Origin of the sequence: Saccharospirillum sp. (assembly GCF_039982735.1) — a bacterium.
Classification (GTDB): Bacteria; Pseudomonadota; Gammaproteobacteria; order Pseudomonadales; family Natronospirillaceae; genus Saccharospirillum.
In genome coordinates this window covers 591,366-609,778 of record NZ_JBDWXV010000011.1, presented here as the reverse complement: position 1 = coordinate 609,778, position 18,413 = coordinate 591,366, and the positions used below count along the sequence as shown (strand labels likewise).

Sequence of the window (18,413 nt, the reverse complement as noted above, 5' to 3'; positions counted from 1 at the left end):
ATCACAGCGCCAGATGGCCCAGGGTCAAATCCAGATCCAGCCAGACCGGTGCATGATCTGAAGGCTTTTCCAGACCCCGGGTCTCATAATCGATGCCAGCGCCTGTAATTAGCGGTACCAGCGGCTGGGAGACCATAATGTGGTCGATGCGCAGGCCGCGTTTGGGGTTATCTTCAAAGCCTCGTGAGCGGTAATCGAACCAGCTGAAGCGGTCGTCGGTGTCTGGATACAGGTGGCGGTAGCTGTCGGTCAGGCCCCAGGTGCGCAGCTTCTCGAACCACGCTCTTTCCTCCGGCTGGAAAGCCGATTTGCCTTCTCGCAGCCAGCGTTGGGCGTTTTTCTCACCGATGCCGATGTCTTCATCCACCGGTGCGATGTTGAAATCGCCCAGGATGACCAGCAGGTCGTCGGGCTTGGCTTCGGTTTCCAGCCATTGCGTCAGATCGGCGTAGAACTTCCGTTTGGCGGGCCACTTGGTCTCGTGACTGACGTTCTCACCCTGAGGGAAGTAGCCGTTGATAACCGTCAGGTGTCGTCCGTCTGTGAGGGGGTGATGAGTGATGATCAGGCGTTTCTGATCGTCTTCTGAATCATCGGGAAAGCCGCGTTGAACCGTTTGAGGCGGTTCTGCGGTCAGGGTGGCAACGCCATAGTGGCCTTTCTGGCCATGGGTCACCGACCCGAAGCCGGAAGCCGCTTCGACCGCCGGGTGCGGGTACATATCGTCGTGTACCTTGATCTCCTGCAGACAGAGGATATCCGGCTTTTGCCGGTCGCGCAGTGCTTCCAGTTGATGAAGTCTGGCACGTATGCCATTGATATTGAACGATATGATGCGCATGGCTGCCCTGTTCCCGATGAGTTCCTGAATTCATGAAATCGCCCGTTTTACCTATAACGGGGATCAATCGCACGCTATTATTCCCCCTCAACCGCTGTATTGAAACCCCGGATCAGGATGCCCCCATGGCTCAGCTCTATTTTTACTATTCAGCAATGAATGCTGGAAAATCCACCTCATTGCTGCAATCGGAATACAACTACCGGGAACGTGGCATGACAACGCGCCTGCTGACGGCGCAAATTGATCAGCGCTATGGGGCAGGGCGCATCAGTTCACGCATCGGCCTGGAAAAAGCCGCCGACACCTTTACCGAAACGACCGATCTGAAAGCCTGGTTTGCCGCATATGAGGGCCACACCGATTGCATTCTGGTCGATGAGGCCCAGTTTCTGACCACTGAGCAGGTTAACCAGCTCTCCGATCTGGTGGATGAAGCCGGGGTGCCCGTGCTGTGTTACGGCATTCGTTCAGACTTTCTGGGCAACCTGTTCCCGGGTTCAGCCCGTTTGCTGGCACTGGCCGATAAACTGAATGAACTGAAAACGGTTTGCCACTGCGGGAGAAAAGCCATCATGGTGGCCAGGCTGGATGAGCAAGGCCAGGCAATCAGCGAGGGGGATCAGGTTGAGATTGGCGGCAACGACCGTTACGTGTCGATGTGCCGGAAACACTATAAAGAGGCCGTAAAACCTGCCTGGTCAGCCTCCATTTCATCTACACGGTAGTCAATTAAACCTGTGAAGCCCGCAGTATTAGCGGCTCTTCGGGAATCAAATCAAATTCCCGGTCATTAATAGCCTGAACTTCGACGTCGACCCGAACCTCGGTCTGCACAAACAGTGACTCGAATTGTTTGTGCCTGAGCCGGGGGTTCATCCAGTCCTCCAGCTCTTCCGGTCGCAAAACCAGTGGGAACGATTTGGCGTGAACATCCAGAAACGCCGGGTGCGGGGGCAGGGTGATCACACCCACCGACACCTTGGGGTTACCTTCAGAGTCCAGCCAATGTTTGCACAGGGCACCAAGCAGCATCAATTCTCCGGGCCGGTGAATCCAATGGCGTTGCTTGGATTGGGGTCTGGGCAAGTGTTGCTGCTCTTCAGCCGACAAGTCGGAATAAAGCCGGCCACCGGCGTAGCGCGGCTGCCATTCATAGAACCCATCGGTAACCACCACCGCCCGATAACTTCTGGGCGCCATTTGGTGCAGGGGGGATTTCAGAATCTGGCCCGAACGGCAGTTGAAAGTATTCCAGCGCGTATCCGGCAGCAGGGTGTCGGGGTCCAGCTTCAGCCACCAGGTGGCCGCCATCAGCCGCGGTCCATGCTTCGTTGGCACCAAGGCCAGCACGTCATCGGTTGGTCGGCATTCGCGTTTGTTAAGAACCGAGCGGATTTCCGCCTCCGAATAACCGGCCAGCCCCAGTAATGGGTCGAGCAGCGGGAAATCGGAGACGTTATTGATGGCGCCGCACATCGTTTCACCTCAGTCGTTGCAGGGGTGTCTGGTTCTATTAGCGTCCCGGTGTCCGGTTGACCAGGGTTTGCAACACATCATAGCCCACCACTTCGGGAACATAACGGTACAGAGTGCCGTGTTCGATTGGGTTGAGCATCAGAACGGTATCAGCCAGGTTGGGCTTTTTGGGTTTTGGGGGGCGCACCCGGCCTTTCTGAATGGGGGCTCTAACCGGTGGTTTGACTTCCGACAAGAGCGCAAAGTCGAAGACCGAACCATCGTTAAGCGTAATCCAGCAGTAGTAATTGGGGCGAGCACCTGAATCTGCTGACTGATAGGCTTCGATGATCGCATTGGCCGACACATTGCTAACCAGATGTTTGCCGCGACGCACCAGGTTGCCCAGGGTGACTTCATGTTCAAAGCCCGCTTCGGTCAGGGCGCTACTGGCGGCCAGGCAAATCTCGGGCGCGTTGCGCAACGGGTCTTTTGAAGTAAAGGTCAGGGCATTTCTGGCCGCGACACCCAACATCATGCAACGTTTCAGCTCGGCCGTCTGCAGCGATTCTCCGTCGTATGACAACGCCTTGTGGGGGAGGTTGTTGGCAGTAGACTTTTGCTCAGCGTTCAGGATCAGCTCGCGGTAATTGATGGTCTTGTTCAAGCGGTCGTTCAAACAGTAACTCCTGGTTGGTCGGTCATCCCGGTGCGGGATGGCGAGTATAGCAGTCCGGGCCGGGTTACCCTAAGCGTGTGTCATGGCAGGAAGACTTCGTTTTCTGACAACAAAGCGTCATACATGAACCGCTAACGGTTGAAATTGGTGGATCGACATGCACATGGGTAGTACCAGCTATACATGAGTGGGAGCACATTTTGGACATCAAAACGTTTGAAGATCTGATCGACTGGAGTCGTGAGTTACACCAGCACCTGAGCCGTTGCATGACTGACAGTGCCCGGTCTCAGCCTGACGATAGAGCCAGGGCCTTACTCGAATACCTGGCCGATCACGAAAAAGCGCTGGAACAGATGGTGGGTCGTTTTGAGCAGGAAACGGATCAAAAGGCATTAAAAACTCATGTTTATGATTATCTGTCGAATGGACCGGTCAAGTCGCACAGAACCTGTACCGTGCCGTATGCCGAGCTCGACTATGAAGCCATCTGTCGCGAGGTTTTCGATTATCACACGCAACTGATTAATCTGTATCACAGCCTGATTGGCAAGGCCGAAACAGCCACCTCGCGCGAGTTGATGCTGTCGCTTCTCGAACTGGAAGAGCACGAAGCCATGCGGCTGGCAAAACAACTGGATACCGGCCGCGCACTTTAAAGCAGCATTCGTTCGTTATTAGGAGAAAACCCGGGTGGCTGAAGCCAGATCAAAGGCGGTAAGAGCGAGATGGAACCAGGGAAGGTAGTTGGGACGGATCATGCTAACCCCCTATTTCCTGTAATCTTTATTACAGGAAATAGGGGGTTAGTTGAAGATAAAGCCCTAAAATAAGCTTTTCTACACCGACTATCCGGTAACGCCATTTTAATTCCACGTCTATATTACGAAGCTTACCATCGTCACCTGATCATTCACTAATGACCCAATGCGGCAAACCAATATTCTTAAGGTACTCCGTTGCGGACGCACCTTGCAGCATGGCCAGGCTGGCAACGAGTCCGCTCTGTATGCAACTGGGCGCAGCCACAGTGACAGATCGCGGGGCTTGTTCGATCGGCCAGCCGGTATTGGGATCCAATAAGTGGCTATAGCGTTTGCCATTGCGCAGCAGATAACGACGGCTATCGCCCGATGTTGCTAATCCTCCGCGCCACAATTCGAGCATTAGCGGCGGTTGGTCATCTTCATATGGCGATTCCACGCCAACGCGCCAGGGTTGCTCCGGTGCTCTTGGTCCATTGCAGGCCAGATCACCCCCCAGATTGACGAGCATACCGGATTGACGCCAGCGTGATGGGATGGCTTTCATGCAAATGCCCAGAGCCCTGTCTGCGGCATACTCTTTACCAATGCCGCCGAAGTCCAGCTCCATGCCCTCGGGCAGCGTCAATGAACCACCGGCGACCTCGCCCGACGAATCCACTGTTCCGCTGAGCCAAGTGACTCGCTGCCAGCCGATCAGGGGCAAGAGCGCTTTAATGGCGTCATCGTCAGGCAGACGATCGCTGCCATCAAAGGTCCACACGCGTCGCAATAGCCCCGAGGTCACATCAAACCTTCCGCTTGAAAGACGCCACGCCTGATCGGCAAAGTTCAATAAACGGGCTGTTTCGGCATCGACCCGCTGAGCTTGCCCAGGCCGGTTGTGCAACGCCGCGAACAGATTGTCCGGGCGGTAACGGCTGTATCGCTGTTCGATTCGCCATACTTCATTGGCAGCCAACCGGACTAGACGCCCTGCCAGCTCAGCCTGCTCAAATGGCAATGCCAGCAGGATCTCGCAGGAGCTGGCCATGGCATCAAAGTGCCCTGCCCATAGGTCGCCCTGCCATCTGACACCAACCTGGCCCGAGGTCATTAAAACGACACTCCAACCGTCAGCATCAATGCCGTCATATCCGGCAAATCAGCCGCATCGGCAGGCGTGACATCTGACTCAACGTCGCGAGGCATTTGCCGATAAGCCGCCAGACGGGTATAGACCTCCCGATCATCCGTAAAGCGATAGCCGTAGCGCAGACCCAGTGTCCAGGCGTCAAAATCACCCAGACGATAGTCCGCGGTCAGAGCTTGCGGGTCTTCTGCCAACTGCGCCGTGGTGATGTATGGCTGGTAGGCGTCAGCGGCGGACTGACGATACCAGCGCACCTGAGGCTCCAGATATTGGTTGGCAAAACGCCATCTGTATTTTAGATCCAGGGTGTGCGAATCCAACCCCCAGTCGTCAAACAAATAGCGATAGCTGCCTTCGATGATGTCATCATTCGGCGCCTGGTACTTGGTCTGCCAGAACACGGCTTGCTTCAACCGGCTATCTGGCCGGGCTTCGTACCGGTAGCCTTGTATAGTACCGCCAGCCTGGTCGTACACACTGACCAGTTTATAAGGATCGGTCTGATAGCCATCACTTAAGCTCAGGCTGTAGTTGAACTGCATCAGGGTCTGTCGATTGATGATCTGGGTGACGCCAAGCACCAGATCAAGGATTTGCTTGTCGGCCGTCGCCCCGTCACGACTGTTGGCAAAATCAGACGAAAAGGTAGGACTCCCCCACTCTGCGACTTCACTCAGCCCGACGGGCACGCCACCTTCCGGGTTGACGGTGTCCAGTGACAGGTTGGAGGCGAGGGTTAAGGTTGTGTTTTTCTGGTTAAAAAAGCGCGAAACGCTGGCATTAACGCCTCTGGATTGATAATCGTGCTCGGCTGAATACTGAAGCCCTCCGGAATAACTCCAGTCCCGCCCGAGAGGAGCAGACCATTGTGCGGCAACGGTTGTGCGCTCATCATGAAACGTATCATCAAGCGGCAGGTCGCCGCCGGCTACCGTATAGCGCCCTTTGCCGGATGGACGGGTAAAGGTTTGCGGCTGGTCATCGGTCATGGCACCGTTGGGTGAAGCCCCGGTCAATGAATCAAAAGTCAGCTTGAGGTTCAGGCTGGTCTCGGTATCAAAGTTGCGCGTTGCGCCGACCACAGCTTCGGTGGCCTGCACCCGATTATCGCTTTCAACATACTGCAACACGGCAGCATCGAAGTCCCATTTTTCCAGTTCACCGGCTGCCGCCTGATTGGGTAGGCCATACAGTACGGCGCAACCGATGGCGGCCAGCATACTGGCCAATTCAGCACCTTGAGGGGGGCGGGTGTTGATATGAGTCATTGATCGTCGCTCCTAGTTGCAACCACAGCCGCCGCCGCCAAAACTGCGACCTCCGCTGCTGCCTTCTTTACTGAAATACACATGATCATCGAGTGATGCTTCGATTGGATCGCTCACCAGTTGCATATCGGTCTGCGCCAACAGATCCCGCTCCCAGGGCTTAACCCCCAGACTCGAACACCCAGCGAGCAGCAAAATCAGCGATAACGTCATCAATGGCTTCATGTTGGTACCCCCTACTCTGCCAACAGTTGTTGAATGCTGGCTTCATACTCATCGACCCGGCTTGCATGGAAACCGGTGTGAGTAGCCCGGATACGTCCCTGACGATCAAGCAGATAACTGGAAGGCATGCCGATCAGGCCAAAGGCTTCCGGGAGATGAGCATCCGGGTCGCGCGCCAGGGTAAAATTAGCCGGCACTGTTTTTAGAAAGGATTCAGCTGCGGCGGCGTCCTGATCCAGGTTAATACCCAGCACTACCAGGCCATCGTCCTGATAACGTTGCTGAATCGTGTTCATCCACGGAAAGGACTCGCGGCAGGGGCCGCACCAGGAAGCCCAAAAATCAACCAGTACCACCTGCCCTTGCAGTTCAACGAGACTGAGTTCACCACCGCCCATTTCAGACAGATTGAAGTCACGCATGGGCGCTAATTCGGCTTGATTGACCGGCGTAATATCGGCCGCTTGAGCCGACATCAGTGGGAGCAGGATCAGTCCCAGAGAAACGGCAGCTCGCTGTAAAATAGAAGGCGATAGGATTCCAACAGAGCGAAACATCATGGCTTACCTCGTCATGGGTTAGGCAGTCAGGATGAAACCAATTACTTAAGGCTTTCTTAAGAGCCGCTTAAGATTGACTTAAGGTTGCGCAGTGATGATGGGTGAATCATCCAGTTGGAGATTCCGTTCATGACCTCAGCCTCTATTCGATGGGCATTCGTGCTGCTGACCACGTTAATGTCGTTTGCCATTGCCGAAGAGTTCCTCCCGCCGGATCAGGCCTTCTCGCCTTCGATAACTCAAAGCGATGAGCATCCCGGGCGCTTTGAGGCCCGGTGGGCCATCGCCGATGGCTATTATTTGTATCAGTCGCGAATCACGCTTTCCGTTAACGGCGAGGCGCTTACACCCACCTATATCACCCTCCCGGAGCTGAAGCAGGATCCCTACTTCGGAGAGGTGGATGTCTTTCATGAGCAGGCCGGTTTGCAGGCGAACTTGCCGAACAACAGCGCTCAGCCTCTTGAGTTGACCGTGCAATACCAGGGGTGTGCTGAAGAGGGTTTATGTTACACACCACAAACCCGAACGTTCACAGTCATCGGTGGTAACGCTCAACCGTCACAGGTTAACGTGACGACAGAGGTACCTGCAGTGACGGTCACCGGTGAGCAGAATTCCGGCGCCCTGGCTACCTGGATGGCCTCGGCCAGCACACTCTGGATCATCGGAACCTTTTTTGTACTCGGTTTAGGGCTCACCTTTACGCCCTGTGTTTTACCCATGATCCCGATTCTGGCTGGCATCATTGCCGGTCAGGGCGAGCAAATCACCACCCGCAAAGGTCTGAGTTTGTCACTGGCCTATGTGCTCGGCATGGCCACCACCTACACACTGGCCGGTGTGTTGGTCGGTTTTTTCGGTGCCCGGTTCAATCTGCAAAGTGCGCTGCAGAATCCTGTCGCATTAAGTATCTTCGCCGGCGTATTCGTCATGCTGGCCCTGGCCATGTTTGGCTTTTATGAACTTCAGGTCCCGGCTTTTCTGCGCAATCGTCTCAGCCGGGTCAGTCAAACTGATTCGGCAGCCTCCGGCGGTGCTGGCCGATATGCCAGTACAGCCTTAATGGGACTGGTATCTGCCTTGGTTGTCTCGCCCTGTGTCTCAGCGCCACTGGCCGGCGCTCTCATCTATATCAGTACAACCGGTAACGCCTGGCTTGGTGGTGGTGCTCTGTTTGCGCTTAGCCTTGGCATGGGTGCTCCCCTGCTACTGGTGGGTGCGGGTGGCGGGCGGCTGCTGCCAAAAGCGGGCATGTGGATGGTGGCCGTTAAGAACTTCTTTGGAGTGGTCTTGCTGGCCATTGCCATCAGCCTGGTGGCGCGCTATGTTCCCGGCCATCTCAGTCTGGCGCTGTGGGGCTTGCTGGCACTGGTTTATGCCGCTCACATTGGTTTGGGGGGCTCGGTGCAGACAGGCTGGCAGAAAACCCGGCGCGGCCTCGCGGCGGCTCTGGCCATCTATTCAACCAGCTTGTTGTTGGGCGCGATGGCCGGTCATACGGATCCGCTGCAACCTCTAGCGGGCATGAATTATACGGCTGGGCAGGCGGGCGACCGTGTCGAAGCGGAACCTTTGTTTCAGCGTACGGCCAGTGTCGACACGCTAACCGCTCAACTGCAAACCGCGCAATCCAGAGGCCAGGTCGCGGTGTTGGATCTCTATGCTGACTGGTGTACCAGTTGCCAGGAAATGGAGGAAAAGGTGTTTAGCCGGACCAGTGCCCAGCGTTACGCCGGCGACGTCCGCTTTCTACAGCTGGATATAACCCGCAACAATGCCGAGCAAATTGAATTTCTGCAGCAAAGCGGACTCTTTGGCCCGCCCGCCCTGCTCTTTTTTGATACAGCCGGGAACGAGCAGACCCAGCTGCGTACACTGGGCGAAATCGACCTTGAACAATGGCAGGCGCAATTGCAAACTCTGCAGAATGCTGGCTCTGGCTCACTCTGAGTGATGATTTCATGCGGTTACTACTGATTGAAGACGATGCATCACTGCGGGAAGGCATTCGCACGGCACTCAAGTCTGAGGGGTACACCCTCGACTGCCTGTCAGACGGTCTTCAGGCGGTTCACGCCCTAGAACATGAGGTGTTCGATCTGGTTCTGCTTGATCTTGGCTTGCCCGGCCTGGACGGTTTGTCGGTTCTGAAGGCATTGCGTGCGGGAGGGAAAGCGACACCAGTGTTGATACTGACTGCTCGTGATGCAGTGACTGATCGTATTACAGGGTTGGACAGTGGCGCCGACGATTACCTGATAAAGCCGTTTGAGATAACCGAACTCAAAGCCCGCATTCGAGCCCTGCTTCGCCGCAGTGCTGGCCGGGCCAATAGCCAGCTGGACCTGGGCATTCTGCGTCTGGATTTAAACAGCCAGGCGGTGTTTTATCAGGATGCGCCAGTCAGTCTGACACGACGCGAGTTCGCCCTGCTTCATGAGTTGGCCCATCAGCCAGGGCATGTCTTCACACGGGATCACCTTCAACAACTTCTGTATGGGTGGGATGAAGACGTTGAGAGCAATGCGTTGGAGGTGCACATCCATCATTTGCGCAAAAAGCTGTTCCCGGGGCTAATTCGTACATTACGTGGCGTGGGGTACGCTCTTAATAAGGACGCGAGGCCATGAAACTGAGGTCCATCCGCACGCGAACCCTGGGTGCCGCACTCATTTTATTTCTCGGCGCCAGTGCGTTGATGGCCTGGACCAGCTTTAACGATGCCGCTCACGAAGTGGAAGAGCTGTACGACGCTCACCTGGCCCAGCAGGCTCGTATTTTGAGCAAGCTGATTACGGGCCTTAACGATACGCCGTTGAGCCAGGTCGAAAAGCTTCGTCTGCTCAGCACGCTGGAAGAATTGAATACGCTCGAGGAAAACCGCGGTGGTCACCCCTATGAGAGTAAAGTGGTCTTTCAGGTCTGGCAGGATGGCAATCTGATTTTAAGATCCTTTAATGCGCCAGCAGAACAACTGACCAACATCACCTCAGGCTACGCTGATGAACTGGCCAGTGGTGACCAATGGCGAATCTTTGTGCTTCCAGGTTTGAATGGCCAGAACCGGATCCTGTTTGCCGAGCGTCAGGATGTGCGGGGTGAACTGGTAACCAAAATCGCTCTGCGCAGCCTATTGCCAGAGCTGCTGGGGGCACCTCTGCTGGCTTTGCTGCTATGGCTCGCCATAGGTTATGGGTTAAAGCCGCTGGAGAAACTGGCGGAAGACGTTCGTAACCGGGATCCTCGTTCATTGAACCCTCTGCCTGAAGCCAACTTGCCAGCTGAATTGGCGACCATTCAGCAATCGATCAATTTCCTCCTGGCACAAATAAAGGATATGCGTGAACGGGAGCAACATTTCATTGCGGATGCCGCTCACGAGCTGCGCACCCCTATGTCAATCCTGAGCTTGCACACCCAAAATGCACTGGCCAGCATCGATGAAACGGATCGCCAGGCATCTCTGGTGGCATTGAAAGCTGGCATCGAACGCACGACCCGGGTCGTTTCCCAGCTCTTGACGCTCGCTCGCCTCGAACCGGATAACCCATCCCCTAAGACAGAGATCGACCCCCTGGCCGTTAGCCGACAGGTACTTGCCGGTCTGGCGCCACTTGCCTGGCACCAGAGCACTGAACTGCTTTTACGAAACGAAGAAAGTACCGGATGGTCCCTGACTCTCGAGCCCGGCAGTCTGGATATTTTGCTGCAGAATCTGGTTGGTAACGCTCTGCAACATGCCGGGAAGGGAGGCAAAGTCGAGGTGCTTTGGCAACCGGGGACAGGTGGTCTGGAGCTAACAATTCAGGATAATGGACCCGGCGTGAGCGATACTGACAAACACTTGCTGTTTCAACGCTTCTACCGGGGTAGCGGGGAACATTCAGGCGCCGGGCTGGGTTTGGCCATTGTTGCCCGCATTGTTGAGCGACACCAGGGCACGTTAACCCTGTCTGACACAGACAATGGCGGATTAACCGTCATGGTCTTCTGGCCAGAATGACCAGACAAGGGCCTTTCAGTGATGCCGCCAGTGTGGGTCGGGCACGCTCTTACGGCCCGTTGTCTGTGGTGTTCTAAAAGAAGACCACTCGCTGGTTATCCCTGTTTTTTGGAGCCCAGTTTCAAACCAATGGCCTGAATGGCATCTCCCTCCATTTGGCGAATGGTCAGACGCAAGCTGCCCAACCGAATCCGGTCACCCTCGACAGCGTGTTTGCCAAGACGCAGCTGCAGAAGCTCGGCTACTGTCATCGACTGTTCTGTTGGCTCAGCTTCAATACCATAGGACTTCACTAGATCATCGACCAATGCTTCGGGCCGGATCACGAATTCGCCGTAGAAATTCTGAGCCGTCAACATGCCTTGTTGTTTTTGCCCGCTGAATTGTTTCGCCACGTCATCGACGTCTTCCGAGTGCAGTAGCATCCAGACCCGGTCTCCCACCTTGAACCGAATGGCACCGTCAACATCCATCGGGCGTTTGTCCCGAATCAGGGCAACACATTGAGGGTTGGCGCTGTCGTTCTGGTTGGCGTTAAAAAATGGCGACAAGACCGGCGCATTGGGCTGTACGACGAATTCATCGACTTCCAGGGAGAGGTCCGCTTCGTTGAGCAAGGTGTGGCGGTTAACCGGGGCCGGTGGTGCCGGAATCAGGACGTTCAGCAAACGAGCAACAAGGGGTACTGTCGTTCCCTGAATTAACAGGGATACCAACACTACGGCAAAGGCAATGTCGAACAATAACTGGGAGTTTTCCAGGCCTGACATTACCGGGTAAACCGCCAGAATAATCGGCACGGCGCCGCGCAAGCCCACCCAACTGATGTACCAGCGCTCCTGCCAGCGAAACCGGAACGGAAGCAGGCAGAGAACGACGGCCAGTGGCCTGGCGAACAGGATTAGAAACGCAGCAATGGAAACAGCGGCCAGCGCGTTGTCGAGCATGTTGGCCGGGCTAACCAGCAGCCCAAGAATCAGGAACATCCCCGCCTGAGACAGCCAGGCAAGCCCGTCCATAATTTGAGAAACCGACTCCGGTGGCTTGGTTTTGGCATTACCGACGACTAATCCAAGCAGATATACAGCCAGAAAACCGCTGCCGCCGAGGCGGTTGACGCCAGCAAAAACGACGAGACCAAAGGATACAATCAGGATCGCGTACAGGCCCTCGGCCAGATGCAATCGTTTCAGCAAGGCGACCAACAGCCACCCGCCGAGCACGCCAATGGCGCCACCCAGCAGGAATTGAAGCAGAACCAGCTGCAGCAGAGAGCCGACAGTGAACTGGGCCGAGCCAGTCAGCAACTCGATCATGATCACCACCAGCAGAATGGCCATCGGATCGTTGGCACCCGACTCGATCTCAAGCGTGCCCCCTACCCGTTCATTCAGCCGTATTCCACTGTTGCGCAGCAGGTTGAATACCGCAGCCGCATCGGTAGAGCCGACAATGGCGCCCAGCAGGAGACCATAGCGCATATCAACCCCGAGCAACCAGGTTGCGAACAGCCCTACCCCGGTGGCCGTCAGGATTACCCCGGCCGTGGCCAGCGTAACCGAGGGCCAGAGCGCCGCCCGGAAGGTGCTGCGCTTGGTGCGCATGCCGCCGTCCAACAAGATGACCGATAACGCCAGGTTGCCGACCAGAAAAGCCAGATCGAAGTTATCGAAGGGAATGCCGCCCAGGCCGTCTTCACCGGCGAGCATTCCGACACCCAGAAACAACAGCAGGAACGGCAACCCGAGCCGCACCGTCAGCGAACTGGCAATGATGCCAATCAGCAGCAGCAATCCTGCAACTAACAAAAATGTATTGGTATCGACCATCGCAGCCGTCGTTCCCTTGGGGTGTTAGTGAGTGAGGCGGGCGCGAACCCTGTTTTTAGCCGAGAATCGGCCGATTGTGCCTGTCGCTGGTTTAATCAGAGCTCATTATCAGGGATGCGTCCACCCCCGACAGCATTCTGTGTAACCGGTTTGGCGGATAAATAAGCCGTTGCTGGTTTGCCCAAATGAATCTGGTTCCAAACGAGATCTTCAATAAAGCGCTCCTTCAGCATCTGAGCCTTGTGCCGGTCCGGGTCTCGCTGGTACCACTGGAAGGCAATTCGGCAAGCCGTCGCCAGGCTCCGGTCATTGCGCGCTGCGGTCAGGTACTGGTCAGCGTTGGCGATTAGATCAAGTTCGGTCCAACTGGCCAGCGTCTGTTCCAGGTCGGTCTTCAGGGTCTTCTGAGCATGGGCTTCAAGATCAGCGATCAGGGCTGGCAATGCGTCTACCAGGGCGTCACTTAACGTGGCAAAGCGCCCTGCCCGTGCCAGTTGTTTTAACCAGTGATGGGCCTGAGTAGTGAGTGTCAGGTTAACTGGAGATTGCGCCAGGCGTTTTTCTCGCCGGCGCCGGCGCCGCGCTGACAACGTTTTTCGCAACCGGTCCCAGTCTGGGCGGTCGAGGTTTTGCTCAAGCAGGGTTTGCAATGCATCGCAGTCCGGATGCGTCGGCGACTGAACATAGCGACACTGATGCAGGCGCTCGGTCAGATGGGCCAACCCCTGCTGATGAACGGGGTGTGTCTCGTCCAGCAACCAGCCAGGCTGAGAAAGCTGATACTCAAGCCAGTCGAGCGTATCGAACCAGTCGTCAGGCGTGATGTGAAAGCGTGGACGGGCCATATTGTCTACACGGTAGATTCTATTGCGTCAGTATCGCGACTTTCACCCGAGGGTACAACCCCCTGGCCTGCCGGCCTTGATTCAGATCAACCCCAGCTCCAATGCTTTCAATACCGCCCTAGTACGATCCCGGACATTCAACTTGGCGAGGATATTGGACACGTGATTCTTGATGGTGCCTTCGGACTTGAAGATGGCCCGTGAAATCTCCTTGTTGCTGTAGCCACCAGCCATCAGCCGGACAATTTCGATTTCCCGCTGCGTCAGCGGTTCCTGAATCGGGTCTCGTTCTACCTTGCTTTGGGTTTGCAACTCGGTAAAGCCTTTGAGCACCCGTTCGGTGACAGCGGGCTGAATCAGTGTTTCACCACGATGCACGGCATCGATCGCCTCGACCAGGCTTTCCAGTGAGACGTCCTTGAGCAGAAACCCGCGGGCGCCCGCCCGAATGGCACTGAGCACCAGTTCATGGTCATCGAAGGTGGTGAGGATGATGACCGGTATGGCACTGCCCTGCGCGGTCAGCGTTTTGAGCGTTTCAATGCCGTCCAGACGCGGCATTCGAATATCCATCAGAATCACGTCGGGGCTGAGTGTATTAAGAGCTTCCAGCGCTTCCACGCCGTCGCTGGCCTCGCCAAGAATCTCGATATGCCCGGCCAGCTGCAGCAGTGATTTGATGCCTTCACGCACCAGGGTCTGGTCATCAACCAGCATAACGTTGACTGACTCGCTCATAGCGACTCCATAACAGGGATGGTGATATTAAGTTTGAAGCCGGCACCGGAGGCGACATCCAGCTTGCCCTTAAGCGCTTCAATGCGTTCGCGCATACCTCTGAGCCCGGCGCCTTCGCGCCAGTCGAGCTGGCAACCGCCATTGTCGGTAATGGTGAGCACAACGTCATTGACGCCATGTTGCAGGTCGATGTTCATCTCGCTGGCATTGCCATGTTTCAGGGTATTGGTTACCGCTTCCTGGATGCAACGAAACAGGGCCTCCGCTACTTCGATGTCGGCAACACTGATGTTGTCGTCCAAGCGCAGGTTGATCTGCAACCGGGGAATCTGGGAGATCAGTGCTTCGAGCGCCTCTTTGAGTCGAATGCTGGAGTCGCCGCGCATTTCATGCACGGTATTGCGCACATCGGTCAGCAACAGGCGCGACAGCTGGTGGGTTTCCTCGATGCGGGTGCGGGTTTCCCCTTCCGTGGTATGCGTGAGGTACTGCAGCTTGAGAATCAGGGCGGTCAGATGGTGACCTAGGCCATCGTGCAGGTCCCGGGCAATGCGGATGCGCTCGGTCTGTTTGGCCGACTCTTCCAGTAAGGCCTGGGTAGCCAGTAACTCGCGGTTCAGGATCGTGATCTGATCGCGTGCTTCCTGCTCCTGAATCACCCGTTGACTCATCAGCAGGGCGAACACGTGGAAGGCAGCGCCCAGAGCCGTCCAGATAATGGCATCGGGCTCACCCCAGATAAAGGCCAGATCGATCAACACCAGCACCAGTACCGTCAGATAGGAGAACGTTCTGGACATCAGAAACGGCAGTTGCGCCGCCAGGGAAACGCTCAAAATGGCGATAACCCCGGATTCAGCAACAAAACGAATGCCCAGCACCGCCAGGAACTGCACGGCAAAGGAAAGCTGCCGGATACGGGTGTCCATGCGCTGGTATTGCTGCTCTCGGGTGGTGTAGAAGAAGCCAACGATAAAAAGCAGTAACAGGGCCACTATGACAAACAGCCGAATCTGCCCGGCCTCGGTATTGGCTGGTGCATTACTCAATGTCAGATAGCAGACAATCGCCCAGGCGATATAACCCATAACGCCTTCCAGCGATTGAGTCAGCCGGTGCACCGGTAAGCCATGTCGGGATGTGAATCGGTTCATGGGGCTAGTGTATCCTGTGTGCCGCGCAGCGCCCACATCCGAAGGTCACCTTGTCAGCTCCGGTGTGGGACGCGCATACTTTAATGATTGAAACCACATTCTGGTTAGTTAACCTTGATGCCTGAGGAGAACCTCTGTTGAACGCCCCCTACCCGGCCCCCACTCCGGTGTTTGATAACCTGTCTGAAATGGGTAATCCGTTTCGGGATCGGGTGGAGCCCGGCGATGTTCTCGATAAAGCAGCCCGAATTGAGGCTTCGCAGTTGCAAGCCGACTTGCAGCGATCGACCGAATTTCTGTACAGCTATCGTGGTAGCCCGGATACCTTTGCTAGCTACCGCCGGGAAATTGAGCGCTTTGTTCAATGGTGCTGGCTGATACAGGGGCTGACGCTGGCCGAGGTGCGGCGTCAACACATTGAGCAGTTCATTGAGTTTTGCCAGAATCCGCCCCGCCACTGGATCGGCACCAAAAGCGTCGCCCGATTTATCAATGCAGGCGGCGGTCGTGCCATCAACCCGGAGTGGCGTCCTTTCGTCGCCAAGGTGTCCAAACGTGATCACAAGCTGGGCGTCTCCGCAGACCCCAAAGCCTATGTTCTAAGTCAGGGCGCCCTGCAGGCGATCTTCTCGGTCTTGAGCACTTATTTTAATTATCTGATTCAGGAAGAACACGTTGAGCTAAATCCAGTTGCCCAGATTCGCCAAAAGGGCAAGTTTCTGCGCAAACGCCAGGGATCTCAGGCGATCCGCCGTCTGTCGGAAGCCCAGTGGCATGAGGTACTGAATGCCATGGATCAGGCCATGCCGGAAGACCCGCCCCGCTTCGAACGCGCACTGTTCATCATGAGCTGCCTGTTCGGCATGTATTTGCGCATATCGGAATTGGCAGAGTCTGACCGGTGGCAACCCAGTATGGGCGATTTCCGGCAGGACAGCCAAGGCAACTGGTGGTTTACCACCGTGGGTAAAGGCAACAAGGAACGCGATATTTCGGTCTCCGACGCCATGCTGGACGCCTTGCGCCGGTTCCGGGGCTTTCTGGGCATGACACCACTGCCCTTACCCGGAGAATCGAGCCCGCTGATCCCGAAAATTCGCGGCAAGGGTGGCATCAGCAGCACCCGGCAGATCCGATTTATCGTTCAGGACAGTTTCGACCGCGCCATCGACCGGCTCAGAGCCCAGGGTGAGCCCGAAGAAGCCGATGCCCTGCAAGCGGCCACCGTGCACTGGCTGCGCCACACTGGCATCTCAGAAGACGTAAAAATGCGTCCCAGGGAACATGTGCGCGATGACGCAGGTCACGGTTCCAGCGCCATCACCGATCGCTACATCGATGTCGAACGCCAGGCACGCCACAACTCAGCCCGGGGCAAGAAAATAAGCCCGGTTTAATCGTCTTCACTGTCTCTACCGATGATTCTGGCCGGAGAGCGCATGGTGACGAATTCTTCTGCGGCGGTTGGGTGAATCCCAATGGTGTGGTCGAAGTCATCCTTGGTAGCACCGGCGGTCATCGCTACCGCCAGCCCCTGAATGATTTCACCGGCACTCTCGCCCACCATGTGAGCCCCTATCACCTTACGTGAGTCGCAATCGACCAGCAGCTTCATCAGCGTGCGTTCCGGGTTACCAGAGAGGGTGTTTTTCATGGCCTTGAAGTTGGCCTGGTAGACTTCGACACGCTCGTAGCGCTTTGCCGCCTGGGCTTCTGTCATACCTACCGTACCAATCGGGGGCTGGCAAAAAACAGCGGTGGGGATGAGATCGTAGTCGACGGGGCGTGGCGTGGATTCGCCAAAGAGATAATCTGCGACGTACATCCCTTCAGCCAGGGCCACCGGCGTCAGCTGGATACGGCCAATGACGTCACCCAGCGCGAAAATGTGCGGGACATTGGTCTGATAATGGTCGTTCACCTCCAGATGTCCTTTAGGGGCGGCCTTTACTCCGGCCTTCTCGATGTCCATGCCGTCTAACAAGGGGCGGCGTCCAATGGCACTGACGACCAGGTCGGTCTCACGGACGCTGCCGTCTGACATAGTGACTCTGAACCGGCCTGATTCCAGCGCTTCTACCTTGGCGATGTCGCGATTGTAGAGCAACTGAATGCCCGCCTGCTCCAATTCACTGGAGACAAACTCGCGAATGTCGTCATCAAACCCGCGCAAGACCGGCTCGCCGCGATAAAGCAGGTGGGTTTTGGCACCGAGACCGTTGAAGATGCCGGCAAACTCAACCGCAATATAGCCCCCGCCGATAACGATAACGTCTTTGGGAAAGGTCTCCAGATAGAAGACTTCATTGGAACTGATAATGTGCTCGGCACCTTCGACATCCGGCATAACCGGCCAGCTACCGGTTGCAATCAAAATATGGGCAGCGCTGATCTGGCGGTCGTCGACGGCTACTCTGTGGTCATCGATAAAGCGACCATGGCCGTGGATGATGTCTACCCCGGCGCGGCTTAACAAGCCATCATAAACTCCGTTTAACCGTTTGATTTCATTGGTTTTATTATCTCTCAGGCGAGCCCATTCAAACTCAGGCTTTTTATCTACCGTGTAGCCAAAACCGGCGGAATCCTTAAATGCCTGAGAGAATTCAGAGGCATAGACAAAGAGTTTCTTCGGCACACAGCCGACGTTAACGCAGGTACCACCCAGGTAACGGGATTCGATAATGGCGACTCTCGCCCCTTTAGTGGCCGCCATGCGCGCCGCTCGCACACCGCCGGAGCCGGCGCCAATAACAACAAGGTCGTAGTCGTAAGATGGTTTGGTCATAGTCATTCCCGGTTAAAACGTGAAAAACCCCGGCATAACCGGGGTTTCTAGAATTATGGGCGGCAAGCAGCGAGTTCGGAGTACTTAACTTAAAGCTCGCAGCTCGAAGCTAACAGCTCAAAAGCC

Annotated in this window: 18 protein-coding genes; 6 read left to right on the top strand and 12 right to left on the bottom strand. The window is 55.9% G+C overall.

Annotated elements, in window-relative coordinates:
• Position 1: 1 nt before the first annotated feature.
• Positions 2-841, bottom strand: a complete 840-nt coding sequence (xthA, locus tag ABJT94_RS11135) for an exodeoxyribonuclease III (protein WP_348475274.1) — start codon at positions 839-841, stop codon at positions 2-4.
• A 125-nt stretch (positions 842-966) separates the two neighbouring features.
• Here xthA and ABJT94_RS11130 point away from each other — a divergent pair, with 125 nt between their 5' ends.
• A complete protein-coding gene (locus ABJT94_RS11130; RefSeq protein WP_348475275.1) occupies positions 967-1,569 on the top strand; it encodes a thymidine kinase in 603 nt (200 codons plus the stop codon).
• A 4-nt stretch (positions 1,570-1,573) separates the two neighbouring features.
• Here ABJT94_RS11130 and ABJT94_RS11125 read toward each other — a convergent pair whose 3' ends face one another.
• Together ABJT94_RS11125 and ABJT94_RS11120 are read right to left on the bottom strand one after the other, a co-directional pair.
• On the bottom strand, positions 1,574-2,320 hold the full coding sequence (locus ABJT94_RS11125) for an SOS response-associated peptidase family protein (protein WP_348475276.1): 747 nt from the start codon (positions 2,318-2,320) through the stop codon (positions 1,574-1,576).
• Between the two features lie 37 nt (positions 2,321-2,357).
• The gene (locus ABJT94_RS11120) at positions 2,358-2,978 is read right to left on the bottom strand and encodes a hypothetical protein (protein ID WP_348475277.1); all 621 of its coding nucleotides are present in this window, start codon (positions 2,976-2,978) and stop codon (positions 2,358-2,360) included.
• Positions 2,979-3,178: 200 nt separating this feature from the next.
• Between ABJT94_RS11120 and ABJT94_RS11115 the strand changes: the two genes are divergently transcribed.
• Positions 3,179-3,637: an ATPase gene (locus ABJT94_RS11115; protein WP_348475278.1), complete on the top strand. Its 459-nt coding sequence runs from the start codon at positions 3,179-3,181 to the stop codon at positions 3,635-3,637.
• A 250-nt stretch (positions 3,638-3,887) separates the two neighbouring features.
• Here the strand turns inward: ABJT94_RS11115 and ABJT94_RS11110 are convergent, their stop codons facing one another.
• Genes ABJT94_RS11110 through ABJT94_RS11095 form a run of 4 tightly spaced genes read right to left on the bottom strand, consistent with a single transcriptional unit; the run spans position 3,888 to position 6,927 of the window.
• Positions 3,888-4,838, bottom strand: a complete 951-nt coding sequence (locus ABJT94_RS11110; RefSeq protein WP_348475280.1) for an FAD:protein FMN transferase — start codon at positions 4,836-4,838, stop codon at positions 3,888-3,890.
• Complete coding sequence (locus tag ABJT94_RS11105; protein ID WP_348475282.1) at positions 4,838-6,142, bottom strand: DUF3570 domain-containing protein; 1,305 nt, start codon at positions 6,140-6,142, stop codon at positions 4,838-4,840. The genes ABJT94_RS11110 and ABJT94_RS11105 overlap by 1 nt, the downstream gene beginning before the upstream one ends.
• 12 nt (positions 6,143-6,154) lie before the next feature.
• Positions 6,155-6,367: a DUF4266 domain-containing protein gene (locus tag ABJT94_RS11100; protein ID WP_348475283.1), complete on the bottom strand. Its 213-nt coding sequence runs from the start codon at positions 6,365-6,367 to the stop codon at positions 6,155-6,157.
• Positions 6,368-6,378: 11 nt separating this feature from the next.
• A complete protein-coding gene (locus ABJT94_RS11095) occupies positions 6,379-6,927 on the bottom strand; it encodes a TlpA disulfide reductase family protein (protein ID WP_348475284.1) in 549 nt (182 codons plus the stop codon).
• 129 nt (positions 6,928-7,056) lie between these two features.
• Here ABJT94_RS11095 and dsbD point away from each other — a divergent pair, with 129 nt between their 5' ends.
• Genes dsbD through ABJT94_RS11080 form a run of 3 tightly spaced genes read left to right on the top strand, consistent with a single transcriptional unit; the run spans position 7,057 to position 10,933 of the window.
• The gene (gene dsbD, locus ABJT94_RS11090) at positions 7,057-8,880 is read left to right on the top strand and encodes a protein-disulfide reductase DsbD (protein ID WP_348475286.1); all 1,824 of its coding nucleotides are present in this window, start codon (positions 7,057-7,059) and stop codon (positions 8,878-8,880) included.
• Between the two features lie 11 nt (positions 8,881-8,891).
• Complete coding sequence (locus tag ABJT94_RS11085; RefSeq protein ID WP_348475288.1) at positions 8,892-9,560, top strand: response regulator; 669 nt, start codon at positions 8,892-8,894, stop codon at positions 9,558-9,560.
• Complete coding sequence (locus ABJT94_RS11080; protein WP_348475289.1) at positions 9,557-10,933, top strand: ATP-binding protein; 1,377 nt, start codon at positions 9,557-9,559, stop codon at positions 10,931-10,933. The genes ABJT94_RS11085 and ABJT94_RS11080 overlap by 4 nt, the downstream gene beginning before the upstream one ends.
• Positions 10,934-11,028: 95 nt before the next feature.
• Here the strand turns inward: ABJT94_RS11080 and ABJT94_RS11075 are convergent, their stop codons facing one another.
• The 4 genes from ABJT94_RS11075 to ABJT94_RS11060 form a co-directional block, all read right to left on the bottom strand.
• A complete protein-coding gene (locus tag ABJT94_RS11075) occupies positions 11,029-12,762 on the bottom strand; it encodes a potassium/proton antiporter (RefSeq protein ID WP_348475291.1) in 1,734 nt (577 codons plus the stop codon).
• A 95-nt stretch (positions 12,763-12,857) separates the two neighbouring features.
• The gene (locus tag ABJT94_RS11070; protein ID WP_348475292.1) at positions 12,858-13,607 is read right to left on the bottom strand and encodes a hypothetical protein; all 750 of its coding nucleotides are present in this window, start codon (positions 13,605-13,607) and stop codon (positions 12,858-12,860) included.
• Positions 13,608-13,688: 81 nt separating this feature from the next.
• Complete coding sequence (locus ABJT94_RS11065; RefSeq protein WP_348475293.1) at positions 13,689-14,345, bottom strand: response regulator transcription factor; 657 nt, start codon at positions 14,343-14,345, stop codon at positions 13,689-13,691.
• Complete coding sequence (locus tag ABJT94_RS11060) at positions 14,342-15,499, bottom strand: sensor histidine kinase (protein ID WP_348475294.1); 1,158 nt, start codon at positions 15,497-15,499, stop codon at positions 14,342-14,344. The genes ABJT94_RS11065 and ABJT94_RS11060 overlap by 4 nt, the downstream gene beginning before the upstream one ends.
• Before the next feature lie 137 nt (positions 15,500-15,636).
• On the opposite strand from ABJT94_RS11060, the gene ABJT94_RS11055 reads away from it, so the two are divergent.
• A complete protein-coding gene (locus tag ABJT94_RS11055; RefSeq protein WP_348475295.1) occupies positions 15,637-16,896 on the top strand; it encodes a site-specific integrase in 1,260 nt (419 codons plus the stop codon).
• On the opposite strand, the gene gorA is transcribed toward ABJT94_RS11055, so the two are convergent.
• The gene (gene gorA / locus ABJT94_RS11050; protein WP_348475296.1) at positions 16,893-18,287 is read right to left on the bottom strand and encodes a glutathione-disulfide reductase; all 1,395 of its coding nucleotides are present in this window, start codon (positions 18,285-18,287) and stop codon (positions 16,893-16,895) included. The genes ABJT94_RS11055 and gorA overlap by 4 nt on opposite strands.
• Positions 18,288-18,413 lie beyond the last annotated feature (126 nt).